The sequence below is a fragment of the Oleiharenicola sp. Vm1 genome (assembly GCF_047777955.1).
Classification (GTDB): Bacteria; Verrucomicrobiota; Verrucomicrobiia; order Opitutales; family Opitutaceae; genus Didemnitutus.
Window position 1 is genome coordinate 590,167 of record NZ_CP180537.1, and the last position, 14,946, is coordinate 605,112.

A 14,946-nucleotide genomic window follows, 5' to 3' on the forward strand; every position below is an offset into this window, starting at 1 on the left:
TTTCGTGAATCCGTCCTCCCAGTCCGTCCGTTCCCCGGCCGCGCCCGCCGCCGCCGGCGCGCCGCCGGCCCGGTCGTTCGACGCTGTCATCTTCGACATGGACGGCGTCGTCACCGACACCGTCGCGGTGCACGCCCTGGCCTGGAAGGAGATGTTCGACGACTACCTCCGCACCCGTGCCCGGCGGCTCGGCGGCGGGTTCGAGGAATTTTCCCCGAGCGCGATTACCGCGCCTATGTCGACGGACGGCCGCGCTACCAGGGCGTGGAGGCCTTCCTGGCTTCCCGCCACATCGCGCTGCCGGCGGGTGCGCCCGACGATGCGCCGGCGTGCGAGACGATCTGCGGCCTCGGCAACCGGAAGAACGAGCGGTTCAACCGGATCGTCGCGGCGAACGGCGCGAAAGTCTACGGCTCCACGCTCGTCCTCATCCACGATCTGCGCGCGGCGGGCATCAGGATCGGCCTCGCCACCTCCAGCCGCAACGCCGCGCTCATCCTCGCCCAGACCCAGACCGCGCCGCTCTTCGCCACCGTGGTCGACGGCGTCGTCTCCGAGCGGCTCGGGCTCAGGGGTAAGCCGCAGCCCGACATCTTCGTCGCCGCCTGCGCCAACCTCCGCGTGCCGTGCGCCCGGGCCGTCGTGGTCGAGGACGCCGTCGCCGGCGTGCGCGCTGGGGCCGCGGGCGGCTTCGCCCTCGTGATCGGCGTCGCCCGCGAGGGCAACGCCCCGGAGCTGCGCGCCGCCGGCGCCGACCTCGTCGTGCGCGACCTGGCCGAGGTCAACCTCGCGGCGATCGACGAGCGGGTTCGCCTCAAGCGCGATTCGGTGTGAGCCTCGCGCCATGTCTTCCCCCATGACCCCCAAGCCCCGGCTGAATTTCTGGCAGCTCTGGAACATGAGCTTCGGCTACGTCGGCATCCAGTTCGGCTTCGCGCTCCAGAACGCGAATGTCAGCCGCATCTTCGAGACGCTCGGCGCCAAGGTGGACGAGATCCCGATCCTCTGGATCGCCGGCCCGGTCACCGGCCTGCTCGTGCAGCCGGTCGTCGGCTATATGAGCGACAAGACCTGGAACCGCCTCGGCCGCCGCAAGCCCTACTTCCTCGTCGGCGCGCTTTGCGCCTCGGCCGCGCTGCTCGTGATGCCCAACTCGCCCGCGCTCTGGTTCGCCGCCGGCATGCTCTGGATCATGGACGCCGCCATCAACATCACGATGGAGCCGATGCGCGCCTTCGTCGGCGACATGCTGCCCGACGACCAGCGCACGACCGGCTTCGCCGTGCAGACGTTTTTCATCGGCGCGAGCTCCGTCATCGGCTCGCTGCTGCCCTACCTGCTCACGAACGTCTTCCACGTCGCCAACACCGCGCCGGAAGGACAGGTGCCGGCCTCGGTGAAGTGGTCGTTCGGCCTCGGCGGCGGCGTCTACCTCGCCGCCGTGCTCTGGACCGTGCTCCGGGTGAAGGAGTATTCGCCCGAGCAGCAGCGCGCCTTCCACGGCGAGACGGAGCCGGCGGCGGACGCTGTGCCGGACACCGTGGTGCTCGATCCTGCGCGCTACTACCGCCTCGGCGGCGCAATCGCGCTGGCCGGCGCGGTCCTCACCGCGGTGATCGCGGGGCTGCGCTGGGACAAGGGACTCTACATCCTCTCCGGTGGCGCGATGTTCTACGGGCTGCTGCAGGTCGTCACCGCCTGGCGCTACGGCGCCGGCCGGAAGCGCGGCCTCGTCGAGCTGGTCTACGACGTGAACAACATGCCGCGCTCGATGCGCCAGCTGGCGCTGGCGCAGATGGCCACCTGGTTCGCGCTCTTCGCCTTCTTCATCTACGCGACCGCCGCGGTCACCGAGCACCACTTCGGCAGCGCGGACCCGAAGAGCGCCGCCTACAACGCCGGCGCCAACTGGGTCGGCGTGCTCATGGCCGTCTACAACGGCGTGGCCGCGCTCGCGGCTTTCGCGCTGCCGCCGCTGGCGCGGCGCCTCAGCCGCGTGCGCACGCACGCCGCCTGCCTCGTCGTCGGCGGGCTCGGGCTCGGCTCGATGTATTTCGTCGGCGATCCGCGGTGGCTGGTCGCCTCGATGGTCGGCCTCGGCATCGGCTGGGCCAGCCTGCTCACGCTGCCCTACGCCATTCTCAGCAGCGTCGTGCCCTACCGGAAGATGGGCGTCTACATGGGCATGTTCAATTTCTTCATCGTCATCCCGCAGATCCTCGCCGCCGCGGTGCTCGGCCTGCTCGTGCGGACCGTCTTCCACGGGCACGCGGTCAACGCGCTCCTGCTCGGCGGCCTGTCGATGCTCGCCGCCGCAGGCCTGATGCTGCGCGTGCGCGACGAGCCGCGCGCGCCCGCGCCCTAGCCTTTGATGAATCCCCTTGGCAAGTCAGCACGACCGAGTGCGCCGGCGGCAAGGAAAGCCTCATGCGCCGGGGCAATGTGTATCAGATCGCCAACGGCTACATGGGCTGCCGCGGCACGCTCGACGAGTTCGGGCCCGACGAGGCCGTGGGCCTCACGCTCGCCGGGCTCTTCGACCAGGTCGGCTCCGCGTGGCGCGAGCCGGTGAATGCGCCCAATGGCGCCTTTACCCAGGTCGAACTCGACGGCGCGCCGGTCTCGGCCCTCGGCGCCGGCGTCGTGCAACACCGCCAGACCCTGCACTTCGCCCACGCGCTCTTCGAGCGCGAGACGCGCTTCGCCCTCGGCGGGAAGCACCTGACGCTGCACTCGACGCGCTTTCTCAGCGCCGACCAGCCGCACCTCGGCGTCGTGCGCTTCACCGTGACCTGCGATCAGGACGCGGAGCTCACGCTCCGCACCGGCATCGACACCAACATCTGGGACCTCAACGGGCCGCACCTGCGCGACCTGGCGGCGGCGCCCGCCGGCGACGTGCTCGCCGTCGCCGGCCGCACGCACGAGCTCGGCAAGCGCGTTGCGGTCGCCGAGGCGCTGTCGACCGAGCTGGCCGGCGAGCGGCGCGAGGAACGCGGCGGGCGCCACCTGCGCGTCTTCACCGTCCGCGCCCGCGCCGGCGTGCCGGTTAGTTTCGTCAAATACTTCGCCGTCTGCACCGACAACGATGCCGCCGCACAACCGCCGCTGGCCGCCGCGATCGAAGTCGTGCGGCAGGCGCGCGCCCGGGGCCACGCCGTGTGCCTCGAACGCCATGCCGCGGCCTGGGCGGACAAATGGGCGCAAGGCGACGTGGTGATCGAGGGCGACGACGTGGCGCAGCACGCCCTGCGCTACAGCATCCTCCAGCTGCTGATGGTCGCGCCCGTGCGCGGCAGCGCCAACTCGATCCCGGCGCGCGCGCTGTCCGGCCAAGTCTACAAGGGCGCGATCTTCTGGGACACAGAGATGTTCATGCTCCCGTTCTTCCTCCACACGTATCCGGAGAAGGCCGTCGAGCTGCTGCGCTACCGCATCCGCACGCTCGACGGCGCCCGCCGCAAGGCGCGGACCGAGGGGCCGGGCTATCGCGGCGCCTTTTACGCCTGGGAGAGCCAGGACACGGGCGACGACGCCTGCACGTATTTCAACATCGGCGACCCGATCACCGGTCGCGAGCTGCGCACGCACTTCCGCGACAAGCAGGTCCACATCAGCGGCGATGTCGCCCTCGCGTTCTGGCAATATTTCAAGCTCACCGGCGACGACTCGCTACTCCTCGATGGCGGCGCCGAAGTCATCCTCGAGTGCGCGCGGTTCTACTACTCGTATGCGCACTACCGGCCGGACCTCGGGCGCTACGAGATCCTCGATGTCGTCGGCCCCGACGAATACCACGAGCGCGTCAACAACAACGCCTTCACCAACGCCGTCGCCCGCGAGACCTTCGCCGTCGCGAACGCCGCCGTGGAGCACCTGCGCCGGCACCATCCGGCGGCGCTGCGGACGTTGTTGGAAAAGCTCGCGATCGCGGACGAACTGCCGGGTTTCGTCGACGTGGCCGCGCGGCTCCATCTGCCGGCGCCCGATCCGACGACGGGCGTGATCGAGCAGTTCGACGGTTACTTCAAGCTGCGCGAGGCCTCGGTCGAGGAGTTGCGCGCCCGGATGGTCCACCCCAACGAGTATCTCGGCGCCGGGCAGGGGCTCGCCGTGCCGACGAAGATCATCAAGCAGGCCGACGTCGTGATGATGCTGAACCTGTTCAAGGCGCGCTACCCGGCGGAGGTGAAGCGCGCCAACTGGCGCTACTACGAGCCGCGCACCGAGCACGGCTCGAGCCTCAGCGCCTGCGCCTACGCGATGGTCGCGACGGAGATCGGCGACCTCGAGTCCGCCTACCGCTATTTCCTCAAGACCGCGACGATCGACCTCCAGGCGGCCTACAAGATTTATGTCGGCACCGTCTTCATGGGCGGCTCGCACCCGGCGGCCAACGGCGGCGCGTGGATGACCGCCGTGCTCGGCTTCGGCGGCGTGCAGGCCGACGAGCACGGTATCTGCATCGCGCCGCGCCTGCCCGCGGCGTGGCGCCGCCTGGAATTCGGCCTGACCTGGCGCGGCGACCGCTTCCGCGTGCGCATTGAGGCGGCGACGGTGACGGTCACCGCCGCCGCGGCCAACCGCGCCGCCCGCGCCTTCGCGGTCGCCGGCGAGAGCTTCGACTGCCGTCCGGGCGAGTCGCGCGTCGTGAAACGCGCGCCGGACGGGGCGATGCTTGCTCCGGGCCAGCCGTGCCGCGACGCTGCCGCGCTCCCCTCGAATCCATGAACCGGTCACGCTTGTCCCCGCTCCCGCTTCTCCTCGCGCTGGCGACGCTGACGCCGGCCGCCCTGGCCGCGAGCGCCGCCAGGATCGGCGCCGACATCCCGTGGACGACGGTCGAAGCCGAGGACATGCGGACCACCGGCACCGTGCTCGGCCCCGTTTACGCCCCGCATCGCGTTGAGATGGAGTCTTCCGGCCAGCGCTGCGTGAAGCTCGCGCAGGCGGGCCAGCAGCTGGAGTTTGCCGCGCCGATCGCATGCGACGCCCTCGTCGTGCGCTATCACCTGCCCGACGCCCCGGGCGGCGGCGGCCGTGTCTCGAGCGTCACGCTGTCGGTCAACGGCAGGAAGGTGCGCGAACTCGCGCTCAGCTCGCGCCAGCAGTGGCTCTACGGCGCGTATCCGTTTTCGAACGACCCGCGCCAGGGTAAGCCGCGGAATTTCTACGACGAACTGCGGGTGAAGGGCATCGCCATCGCCCGCGGCGATGTCGTGCGCCTGAGCAAGACCGCGAGCGACGGCGTCGATTGCGTGATCGACCTTGTCGACCTCGAGGTCGTGCCGCCCGCCGTGGTGCGGCCGGCTGGGTCGCTCGCGGTGTCCGACTTCGGCGCGGGTGGTCAAGGCGTCACGGACGACACCGCGGCGCTCCGTCGCGCCATCGCCGCCGCACGGCAGCGGGGCGGCGGCATCGTCTGGGTGCCCGCCGGCGACTACCGGATCACCGGCGACATCGTGGTGCCGTCCGGCGTCACGGTGCAGGGCGCGGGCATGTGGCACACGACGTTCGTCGGCGATCCCGCGCTCTACGGCGATGCCGCGCGACGCGTGCGGTTCAAGCTGGCCGGCGCGAACGTGCACGTGGCGGACTTCGCCATCGTCGGCGCCCTGAATTACCGCAACGACGGCGAGGAAAACGACGGCATCGTCGGCACCGGCTGCCGCGACGCCTCCATCTCCCGCCTCTGGATCGAGCACACCAAGGCCGGCGCGTGGATCTACAACGGCGTGGCGCTCGTCATCGACGGCTGCCGTTTCCGCAACCTGCTGGCCGACGGCGTCAACCTCTGCGTGGGCACGACGCGCTCCGTCGTCCAGAACTGCACCGCGCGCGGCACGGGCGACGATTGCTACGCGATCTGGCCGGTGCCGTCGGACCAGGGCCACGTCGAGGGCGCCGAGAAGCCCGGCCACAACGTCATCCGCCGCTGCACCGGCCAGCTGCCCTTCCTCGCCAACGGCGGCTCGCTCTACGGCGGCGCCGCCAACCGCATCGAGGATTGCCTGTTCACCGACATCACGACCGGTTGCGGCATTTTGATCAGCACGACCTTCCCGACCTCCGACGAAGCCGGCCGGGTCGACAACAACTTCAGCGGCGAGACCGTCGTGCAGAATTGCCGCCTCGTCCGTTGCGGCGGCTACGATCACGCGTGGGCGTGGCGCAGCGCGGTCCAGCTCTGCCTCGACCGGCGGAGCATCGCCGACGTGCGCCTGCGCGACCTGAACATTCGCGACAGTCTGTCGGAGGCGTTCTCCGTCGTCGCGCCCGGCCGCGCGCAGGGGCAGGGGACGCTCGCCGACACCCGACTGGAAAACGTTGTGATCGCCGGCGTCGCGCTCGGCGCCCCCGGCCGCCCCGCGGTCTGGATTCGCGGCGATGCGGCGGGCGGCCTGAGCCACACCGCCTCGGTGCTGGGCGAAATCCGCAACGAGTCCGCCGACTTCGCCCTCCGCGCCGAGCCACGCTGACAGTTGGGCCGTGGCGGCGGCAAACGCCCATTCCAACCCAGAATGCCCGGGCCGGGTTCCGTTGCAAACGTTGCAAAACCGGCCCCGCGGGGTTGACCCCCGGAGCGCGTTCGAGCATCAGGAAGCCATGCTTTCGGTCACCCCAGCCGGAAAGGTCACCCTGCAGGACGTGGCGGTCCGCGCGGGCGTGTCCATTTCGACGGCCTCGCGCAGCCTGACGGGAGCCGTGAGCATTTCCAAGGACACGCAGGCGCGCGTCCTCTCCGCCGCCGAGGAGCTCGGCTACCGCCACAATCCGCTGCTCGGCGAGGTCATGCGCTCCACGCGCCGCGGCACGCCGAACCAGCATCTCGGCACCCTGGCCTACATCACGCCCTACGACGACGTGCAGGAGTGGCGGGCGACCCCGACGCTCTGCCGGCACTGGTCCGCCGCGCGCGAGCAAGCGGCGCTCTTCGGCTTCGGGATGACGGAGTTCGCGTTGACCTCGCACGGCATGACCGCGCGCCGCTTGGGCGACATCCTGCGCGCGCGGGGCATCACGGGCATCTTGCTTGCGGCGTTTCCCAAGGACCCGTTCGAGCTCGTGCTGCCGTGGGAGTATTTCGCCACCGTGCCGGTCGGGCACATGGTGCAGAATCCGCCGCTCGACTGCGTGGTGAGCGACCACACCCAGGCAGTCCTGCTCTCCGGTCGCGTGCTTGCGGCGCGCGGCTACCGGCGCATCGGGCTCGCGATCGAGAGCTACCAGGACTCGATCACCAACCACGGCTGGGCTATCGGCAGCGCGGCGATCCCGACCGAACACCGCGAGCTGGCGGGCATTCCCTCCTACCTGCCGGACAAAATGACGGAGGCGGGCTTCCTCGCGTGGGTGCGGGCGCACCGGGTGGACTGCGTGCTCACGCTCTCGACCTTCCGCAACACGCCCAACCCCATGCGCGACTGGCTGGCCGGTGCCGGCCTGGTCTGTCCGCGCGACATCGGCCTCGTCTCGCTCGACATCACCGCGGCCACGGCGGCATGGGCGGGCATCGACCAGAATTCCGACGAGATCGGCAAGGCCGCGGTCGACCTCGTGCTGTCGAAGATCCGCGCCGGCGAGCACGGCATCCCGAAGGTGCGCCGCAGCCTCCTTGTCCACTGCCAGTGGCGCGACGGCGCCACGGTGCGCGCGGCGTGCTAGTCGTCCGTCCGGACGCTATCGGGAGAAGCCCCGTGGTGCCAGGCGGCGTGGGCCTCAGTCGAGCCGCAGGCTCTTCACCTCGATCAGGCCGTCGAGCATGAGCACGACCGACTGCACCATCGGGCACGGCGGGCAGGAGAAGCGCACGCGGTCGCGCACGTAGGCGATGTCGTCGACGTTCAGCGGGCGCAGCTCGTCGTTGATCAGCTTCAGCAGCGCCTCGTCGCGCATGTCCTGTGGGCCGGCGGCCAGCTGGCGCAGGGCGGCGCGGACGCGGGGCGTGAGGGCGCGGTGCTTCATGGTGGAAGGGGCAGCGTGCACACCCGGCGGCAAATCGCCAGCGTCGGATGCAGGGGCGTGCAGTCCGGCTTTGACTGTGGCGGCCGGGAGCTTTCGATAGCCGGCGTGCTCAACGAATGGCTCCAGGACCGCGCGGCCGACTTCGTCTCCGGTGCGATGCCGGCGGACGAACGCGACGGCTTTGAGGTGCTGGTGGCGGCCGATGCGGAGCTGCGGGACCATCTGAGCGTGCTGCAGGAGGCCGCCAATCTCGCGTTGTGGCGGACGGCGCCGGCGCCCGTGGCGCCGCCGGCGGAGCTGAAGGCGCGCATCCTGGCCGCGGCCGGGGTGCTGCCGCAGGAAAAGCGCGCCGAGGCCTTCGTGCTGGCGGATGCCGGCGGCCGCGTGGTCTGGGTCAACGACGCGTTCACCGAGCTTTGCGGGTATTCGCTGACCGAGCTGCGCGGACGCAAGCCCGGCGAGCTGCTGCAGGGGCCGGACACCGATCCGGCGACGGTCGCCCGCCTGCGGGCGGCGCAGCAGGCGCGGGTGGCGTGCCGGGCCGAACTGGTGAACTACCACAAGGACGGCTCGCGCTATCGCGTGAGCGTGCGCCTGTGTCCGTTGCTGGACGAAGCCGGCGAACCGCTCTGGTTCACCGCGCGCGAGCGCCAGCTCGCGTAAGCGGGGTCGCCGCCGGGCCGCGCGCCGTCACCGCGCGAGCGCGAGCGGCGCAACCGGGAGCGAACGTCGGCATCGACCGCGAGAAACGGCCGGATGGCCGGGAGCACCGGGAAGCGCGGGCCTCGCTCAAGCCCGCCGCCGGCGCCACAGCCCCGGGCCGGCGGAAACGGCGAGGGCGAGCGCGATCTCCACGGTCCAGACGAGCACGGGAGCGGGATGGACGAAGCGCTCGATCGCGGCGTCGGTCATGATCAGTTCGCCGCCGATCTTGCCCAGGATCGCGGCACCGAAATACACGAGGAGCGGGTATTTCTCGGTCAGCGCGGAGAGCAGGTTGCTGGCGAAGACGACGAGCGGGATGCTGAGCCCCAGGCCGAACAGCAGCAGCACGAGGTTGCCGTGCGACGCGCCGGCGACGGCGAGGACGTTGTCGAGCGACATGGAGACGTCGGCGGCGACGATCAGGCCGATCGCGCGCCAGACGCTGCGCGCCTGCGCGGTCGGCTCGTCACCCTCCTCGGTGTTGTCGAGGAGCAGCTTGACCGCGATCCAGAGAATCATGAGCCCGCCCGCGAGCTTGAGGTAGGCGACGTCGAGGATGCGGCCGGCCACGAAGGTGAGCGCGATGCGCAGGACCACCGCCACCCCCGCGCCGAGGCTGATGGCGAGCAGGCGCTTCTCCTTGGGCAGCGTGCGCGCGGCGAGGGCGATCGCGATGGCGTTGTCGCCCGCGAGCACGATGTCGATGAAGACGATGCTCAGGAAAGCGAGGAGCCACTGGGCCAGGGAACCGGGGGCGGCGTGCATCAGGAGTCCTTGGCCTCGACCACGATGCCGTCGCGCTGGAGCTGCGCGTAGCGCTCGGCATCGCAGCCGATCTCGCCGAGCAGGGCGCGATTGTGTTCGCCGAGCCGCGGGGCCGGCGTGCGGATGCTGCCGGGCGAGCCGAGCAGGCGGGGCACGACGTGGTGCATCGGCAGCTGGCCCATCTCCGTGTCCGGGTAGTCGGCGACGATCTCGCGGGCGTTGAAATGCGGATCGTCGAGGATCTGCCGCACGTCGTAGATCGGGCCGACCGTCACCTCGGCGCGCTCGAAGAAGGCCACGTTCTCCGCCTGCGTGCGCTCGGCGATGAAGGCGCCGATGATCGCGTCGAGCTCCGCGGCGTGGGCGACGCGGGCGGCGTTGGTGCGGAAGCGCGGGTCGTCGATCAGCTCGGCGCGACCGATCGCGCGCAGGAGCCGCTCGGCCATCGCCTGGGTCGAGCCGGAGAGGGCGACGTAGAGGCCGTCGCGACAGCGGTAGCAGTTGCGCGGCGCGGAATTCGTCGAGCGGCTGCCGGTGCGCGGCTTCACCTGCCCGGTGAGGCGGTAGTTGGCGGCCTGCGGGCTCAGGATGGCGAACAGTGGATCGAGCAGCGGCAAGTCGATCACCTGGCCGCGGCCGCCATTCTGCTCGACGTGGCGCAGCGCGATCATCACCGCCGAGGCGCCGTAAAGGCCGGCGACGCCGTCGGCGAGATACATCGGCGGCAGCACCGGCTCGCGGTCGGCGAAGCCGTTGAACGAGGCGAAGCCCGACATGCCCTCGATGATCGTGCCGAAGCCGGGGCGCTGGCTGTAGGGGCCGTCCTGGCCCCAGCCGGAGATGCGGACGATCACCAGGCGCGGGTTGAGCCGCAGCAGCTCGTCCGGCGCGAGGCCCATTTTTTCAAGCACGCCGGGACGGAAGCTCTCGACGAACAGCGCGGCGCTCGGCACGAGCTGGCGGACGATTTCGACGGCCTCGGGACGGCGCAGGTCGAGGGCGAGGCTCTTCTTGTTGCGCGCGTAGATTTTCCAGTGCGTCGAGACGCCCTTCGTCTGCCAGGCGCGCAGCGTGTCGCCCTCCGGCGGCTCGACTTTGATCACCTCGGCGCCGAAGTCGCCGAGGACCTGCGTGAGCACGTTGCCGGCGAACAGGCGCGAGAGGTCGAGGACGCGCACGCCGTTCAACGGGCCCGGCGCCGCGGGAGTGTAGTCGCGTTGCGGGAGCGGCATGGCTCAGCGAGTGGCGGCGCCGGCCGCGGCGGCGAGGACCGCGTGGGCGCGGCGGATGAACGGCGCGTCGATCATGCGGCCGTCGAGGGCGAAGGCGCCGGCGCGGGTCGACGCGGCTTCGACGACGCGGCGCGCGAAGTCGATCTCCGCGGCGCTGGGTTGGAAAACCTCGTTGGCGATCGCGATCTGGCTCGGGTGGACGCAGGACTTGCCGAGGAAGCCGAGGCGCTTCGCGCCGACCGCCTCGGCGCGGAAGCCGTCCGCGTCCTTGATCGCGCCGTAGGCGGCGTCGTAGGCCCACACGTTCGCCTCGCCCGCGGCCAGCCGGAGGGCGAGCTGGAGCTGCTGGACCACGGCGGCGTTGGTGCGGTCGATGCCGAGCGGCTCGAGCAGGTCGGCGAAGGCGAGTTGCAGGCCGACGACCCGCGGATCGGCCGCGGCGATCTCGGCGGCGCAGCGCAGCGCGCGCGGTGTCTCGATGTTGGCGAGGAGGGCGATGCGGCGGTCGAGGCCGCGCGCCTGCTCGAGCGCCGCGAGCGCGGCGCTGGCGGCGCGGATGTCGGCGGCCGAGTCGACCTTGGGCAGGTTGACGTAGTCGAGACGGGGGTGGACGACGGCGGCGAGATCGGCGGCGAAGTGCGGCGTGTCCGGCGCGTTCACGCGCGCGATCATGATCTTGGCCGAGGCGGCGAACTCGGGCGAGGCGAGCGCCGCGGCGAGGTTCTGCCGCGCGGCGTCCTTGTGCTCCTCGGCGACGGCATCCTCGAGGTCGAAGGAGAGACTATCCGCGGCGCTGGCGAGCGCCTTGGGGAAGAGCTCGGGACGCGAGGCGGGGACGAACAGCTTGCTGCGCATGGGTATCAGGAGGCGTCAGCCGCGCAGCGGAAGCCGATCATGCCACTGCGGTCCTTGCCGGGCGCCATGAGCAGGTATTTGCCGTGCTGGTCGAGCTGGTAGGCTTGGGGAAAATACCAGTGCGAGGTCTGCGGCTGGTAGGCGCTGCCGCCGCGCAGCGCCGCGGCGCGCGTGTGCGCGTCGCGGAACTCGTCGGTCCATTGCCAGACGTTGCCGACGAGGTCCATGACGCCGAACGGGCTCGCGCCCTCCGGGTGGGCGTCGACGTCATCGGGCGGCGTGAGCGTGCGGCCGCGGTTGGGCTTCGGCATCGCGGCGGGGCGCCAGTCGTTGCCCCACGGGTAGAGGCGGCCGTCGGTGCCCTGGGCGGCGTAGTGCCACTCCCACTCGCGGGGCAGGCGCTTGCCCGCCCAGGCGGCGTAGGCGCGCGCGTCCTCCAGCGAGACCCAGGTGACGGGCTTCTTTTCCCAGCCGGCGGGCGGCGCGCCGTGCTGCCAGTGCCGGAGGAAATGGTGATCGTCGGCGGGGTGGTAGCCCGAGGCGTCGAGGAAGGCCTTGAACTCGGCGTTGGTGACCGGGAAGCGGTCGAGGTGGAACGCCGGCACCTGCAGCCGGTGCCAGTGTGCGCGGCGCGGCGTGGATTCCCACGGGTATTGGAAATCGAGTCCGCTCCAGGTGAAGCCCTCGATCTCGACGCCCAGCACCTTGAAATCGAATTCGCCGGCCGGGATCGTCACCATGCCGTGCGGCGCGGTGGCGTGGGGGCGGGTGGGGGCGACGGGCACGATCTCCTGCAGGAGCGGGCGCCACGTCGCGGAGAGCGACTGCAGCGGCGTGCGGGCAAGCGCGGCCATGCGGGCGAGGAATTTTTCCAGGTCCGCGACCTCGCGGCCGGGTTCGACGGCGAGGACGGCGCCGAAGCCGCGGGACTCGAGCGGGAACGCGAGCGTGGCCTGGCCGCCGGCGAGACGCGGCGTGAGGGCGCTGCCGTTCCAGAGATCGAAGTAGCGCCGGCCCTCGCGGTGCGCGACGACCAGCTGGTCGCCGGCGACCTCGTATTCGTTGCGGTTCACGACGGTCCAGAGCGTCGAGTCGGCCGTCGGGAAGCGCGACGCGAACACGCTGTGCTGCACGGTGGTCGCGTAGGGTTCCCAGTCGAGGCTCACGACGTGCGACGGGAACTGCCGGTAGATCGTGGCGATGCGGCGCAGGGTCTCGGCGTCGCGCGGTGTGAGCTGGTTCCAGACGCCCCAGATGTTTTCCCAGGCGTTGTAGCCGATGCCGTTGAAGAAAATGTAGTGGAAGTCGTTCGTGCGATCGCGGCCCCAGCGGTTCTCGATGTTGCTCATGTGCCGCGGCTCGAGCCATTTCAACTTGCTGACCGCGGGGATCACGTCGGTGGGGATGTGTTTGCCCCAGCTCTGGAGGTTCCACATCAGCGCCTCGTCGGAGAGCGGCACGGCCTCGGGCTGAAACACGAGCGGGTGGCCGATCGCGTCGGCGGCGTCGAGGAAGGCGCGCGGGACGCCGCTGTAGGTGTCGCCGTTCACGCCGTCGGCACCGATCTCCTTCGCGAGGCGCGCGATCGCCACCCAGTCGGGGACGCCGGCGGGGCAGGTGCCGTTGTCCCAGGGCATCGTGGGGATGAAGACCTTGACGCCGCGCCGGTGGAAATCGGCCACGACCTGCTTCAATCCCGCGAGTCCGCCGGGCAGATCGGCAGCGAGCTCGAACTGGTTGCGATCGTCGATGCCGACGTTCGGGTAGACATACCACAGCAGCACGCTATCGATGCCGCCGAAGCGCGCCTCCAGGTCGTCGAGGTAGCGGTCGACCGTGTAGCGGCGCGCGACGGGGTCGTAGAAGAAGCGGTCCTCGACCATCATCTGCGCGTGCACGAAGTTCCGCTGCGCCCAGGCGAACTCGGGGCGCTCGTAGTTCGCGCCGCTGTAGCCCATCCGCGTCAGGTGCTCGCGCCGCCAGTCGCGGAAGTCGCGGCGCCAGGCCTCCGCGCGCGGCCGGATGTCCATCTTCCAGTGACCGATGTTCTGGAACGGCCAGCCGGGCGCGCTGGCGGGCAGGGGCAGGTGCGGGCCGTTGCGGGCGTGCGAGAGTTGAAACTCGGCTGCGTGCGCGGACGGCGCCCGTTGCGGCGGGGGCAGGGGAGCGGGGGTTCCAGCGGCGGGGGCGTCGGACATGGCTTCTGGGACGGCAGGATGGCGTTTTGCGCCGCCGGTGCAGCGCGAAACTGCCGGTGGGGGCAAAAGGTAAGGCAAACGTTTGCGTGACGTGGGCGGCGAAGTCGACCAAATTAATCCGCCGCGGGCCGAGGCGGGGCTTGCTTGGCGGCGGCGGCGGGCGCAAAACATCTCCCGGTCGCGGCGGCCTCCGGTCGTCCGGCCCCGCCCCCTCCGCTCATGCCAAAATCTCCCAGCCTGATCGACGTCGCCCGCCGGGCGAAGGTGAACATCTCCACCGTCTCGCGCGTGTTGAACGGCACGGGCAAGATCGGCGAGGAGACGCGCGCCCGCGTGCTCAAGGTCATGCGCGAGACCGGCTACAAGCCCAACCGCGTCGCGCGCCGCCTGCGCACGACCGACGGCACCAGCCACCTGCTCGGGCTGATCATCCCGAACATCCAGAACATCTTTTTCGCCGACCTCGCGCGCGGCGTGGAGGACGTGGCCTACAGCAACAATTTCGCCGTCCTGCTCTGCAACTACGACGAGGACGAGGCGCGCGAGCGCTTCTACCTCGACGTGATGCAGTCGGAATCGGTCGACGGCATCATCCTGCCGCCGATCCACGAGCACGATCCCGCCGTCATGCAGGTGGTGAAGTCGGGCCTGCCGGTGGTGTGCGTCGACCGCAGCCTGGCGGCCGGCAATCTCGACAAGGTCGAGGTCGACAACCACCGCGGTGCGCTCGAGGCGGTGAACCACATCATCGCGCAGGGACACCGGCGCATCGGGCTGATCGGCGGCCCGGCCGACTCCTCCACCGGCCGCGAGCGTCTGCGCGGCTACAAGGACGCGCACGCGGCGGCGGGCCTGGCGGTCAAGACCGAGCTGATGCGCTTCGGCGACTACAAGCAGGGCTCCGGCCAGGTGCTGGCGAACGAGCTGCTCTCGCTGTCCGACCCGCCGACGGCGCTGTTCGTCTGCAACGGCCTGATGACGGCCGGCGCGCTGGAGGCCATCGCCTCGCGCGGCCTGAGGATCCCCAAGCAGGTGGCGATCGTCGGCTTCGACGAGATGCCGCTGGCGAGCGTGTTCAACCCGCCGCTCACCGTCGTGCGCCAGCCGGCCTACGAGGTCGGAAAATGCGCGGCCGAGCTGCTGCTGAAGCGCATCGAGGACCCGAACCGCCCCGCCACCAGCCTGCGCCTGGTGCCGGACCTGATGGTGCGGAAGTCCTGCTGAGC

Annotated in this window: 12 protein-coding genes; 7 read left to right on the top strand and 5 right to left on the bottom strand. The window is 70.7% G+C overall.

Annotated elements, in window-relative coordinates; translation table 11 throughout:
- Positions 1 to 264 precede the first annotated feature (264 nt).
- The 5 genes from ACMYLB_RS03485 (at position 265) to ACMYLB_RS03505 (ending at position 7,665) form a co-directional block, all read left to right on the top strand.
- The gene (locus tag ACMYLB_RS03485; protein WP_415909590.1) at positions 265 to 834 is read left to right on the top strand and encodes an HAD-IA family hydrolase; all 570 of its coding nucleotides are present in this window, start codon (positions 265 to 267) and stop codon (positions 832 to 834) included.
- 22 nt (positions 835 to 856) lie between these two features.
- Positions 857 to 2,365 (top strand): MFS transporter, encoded by a 1,509-nt coding sequence (locus ACMYLB_RS03490; protein ID WP_415909591.1) that lies wholly within the window; start codon positions 857 to 859, stop codon positions 2,363 to 2,365.
- A gap of 62 nt (positions 2,366 to 2,427) precedes the next feature.
- Positions 2,428 to 4,731, top strand: coding sequence for a glycosyl hydrolase family 65 protein (locus tag ACMYLB_RS03495; protein WP_415909592.1), 2,304 nt, complete (start codon positions 2,428 to 2,430; stop codon positions 4,729 to 4,731).
- Positions 4,732 to 4,742: 11 nt separating this feature from the next.
- A complete protein-coding gene (locus ACMYLB_RS03500) occupies positions 4,743 to 6,479 on the top strand; it encodes a glycosyl hydrolase family 28-related protein (protein WP_415909593.1) in 1,737 nt (578 codons plus the stop codon).
- A gap of 127 nt (positions 6,480 to 6,606) precedes the next feature.
- Positions 6,607 to 7,665: a LacI family DNA-binding transcriptional regulator gene (locus tag ACMYLB_RS03505; protein ID WP_415909594.1), complete on the top strand. Its 1,059-nt coding sequence runs from the start codon at positions 6,607 to 6,609 to the stop codon at positions 7,663 to 7,665.
- Positions 7,666 to 7,719: 54 nt separating this feature from the next.
- Here the strand turns inward: ACMYLB_RS03505 and ACMYLB_RS03510 are convergent, their stop codons facing one another.
- Positions 7,720 to 7,965, bottom strand: a complete 246-nt coding sequence (locus ACMYLB_RS03510; protein WP_415909595.1) for a hypothetical protein — start codon at positions 7,963 to 7,965, stop codon at positions 7,720 to 7,722.
- A gap of 57 nt (positions 7,966 to 8,022) precedes the next feature.
- Here ACMYLB_RS03510 and ACMYLB_RS03515 point away from each other — a divergent pair, with 57 nt between their 5' ends.
- A complete protein-coding gene (locus ACMYLB_RS03515; RefSeq protein ID WP_415909596.1) occupies positions 8,023 to 8,628 on the top strand; it encodes a PAS domain-containing protein in 606 nt (201 codons plus the stop codon).
- Between the two features lie 126 nt (positions 8,629 to 8,754).
- On the opposite strand, the gene ACMYLB_RS03520 is transcribed toward ACMYLB_RS03515, so the two are convergent.
- The 4 genes from ACMYLB_RS03520 to ACMYLB_RS03535 are packed head-to-tail and all read right to left on the bottom strand — an operon-like array spanning position 8,755 to position 13,720.
- Positions 8,755 to 9,435, bottom strand: coding sequence for a TerC family protein (locus tag ACMYLB_RS03520; RefSeq protein ID WP_415909597.1), 681 nt, complete (start codon positions 9,433 to 9,435; stop codon positions 8,755 to 8,757).
- Positions 9,435 to 10,667 carry a CaiB/BaiF CoA transferase family protein gene (locus tag ACMYLB_RS03525; protein ID WP_415909598.1) on the bottom strand — a complete coding sequence of 411 codons (1,233 nt, stop codon included), beginning with the start codon at positions 10,665 to 10,667 and terminating at the stop codon, positions 9,435 to 9,437. Before ACMYLB_RS03525 ends, ACMYLB_RS03520 begins: the two co-directional genes overlap by 1 nt.
- A gap of 3 nt (positions 10,668 to 10,670) precedes the next feature.
- Positions 10,671 to 11,522: an HpcH/HpaI aldolase/citrate lyase family protein gene (locus ACMYLB_RS03530; protein WP_415909599.1), complete on the bottom strand. Its 852-nt coding sequence runs from the start codon at positions 11,520 to 11,522 to the stop codon at positions 10,671 to 10,673.
- Positions 11,523 to 11,527: 5 nt separating this feature from the next.
- On the bottom strand, positions 11,528 to 13,720 hold the full coding sequence (locus tag ACMYLB_RS03535) for a formylglycine-generating enzyme family protein (RefSeq protein ID WP_415909600.1): 2,193 nt from the start codon (positions 13,718 to 13,720) through the stop codon (positions 11,528 to 11,530).
- 219 nt (positions 13,721 to 13,939) lie between these two features.
- Between ACMYLB_RS03535 and ACMYLB_RS03540 the strand changes: the two genes are divergently transcribed.
- A complete protein-coding gene (locus ACMYLB_RS03540; protein ID WP_415909601.1) occupies positions 13,940 to 14,944 on the top strand; it encodes a LacI family DNA-binding transcriptional regulator in 1,005 nt (334 codons plus the stop codon).
- Positions 14,945 to 14,946: the final 2 nt, after the last annotated feature.

Excerpts from the sequence above, each read along its gene's own strand:
- ACMYLB_RS03490 (WP_415909591.1), top strand. The coding sequence starts at position 857 with ATGACCCCCAAGCCCCGGCTGAATTTCTGGCAGCTCTGGAACATGAGC.
- ACMYLB_RS03495 (WP_415909592.1), top strand. The coding sequence starts at position 2,428 with ATGCGCCGGGGCAATGTGTATCAGATCGCCAACGGCTACATGGGCTGC.
- ACMYLB_RS03505 (WP_415909594.1), top strand. The coding sequence starts at position 6,607 with ATGCTTTCGGTCACCCCAGCCGGAAAGGTCACCCTGCAGGACGTGGCG.
- ACMYLB_RS03510 (WP_415909595.1), bottom strand. The coding sequence starts at position 7,965 with ATGAAGCACCGCGCCCTCACGCCCCGCGTCCGCGCCGCCCTGCGCCAG.
- ACMYLB_RS03520 (WP_415909597.1), bottom strand. The coding sequence starts at position 9,435 with ATGCACGCCGCCCCCGGTTCCCTGGCCCAGTGGCTCCTCGCTTTCCTG.
- ACMYLB_RS03525 (WP_415909598.1), bottom strand. The coding sequence starts at position 10,667 with ATGCCGCTCCCGCAACGCGACTACACTCCCGCGGCGCCGGGCCCGTTG.
- ACMYLB_RS03530 (WP_415909599.1), bottom strand. The coding sequence starts at position 11,522 with ATGCGCAGCAAGCTGTTCGTCCCCGCCTCGCGTCCCGAGCTCTTCCCC.
- ACMYLB_RS03535 (WP_415909600.1), bottom strand. The coding sequence starts at position 13,720 with ATGTCCGACGCCCCCGCCGCTGGAACCCCCGCTCCCCTGCCCCCGCCG.
- ACMYLB_RS03540 (WP_415909601.1), top strand. The coding sequence starts at position 13,940 with ATGCCAAAATCTCCCAGCCTGATCGACGTCGCCCGCCGGGCGAAGGTG.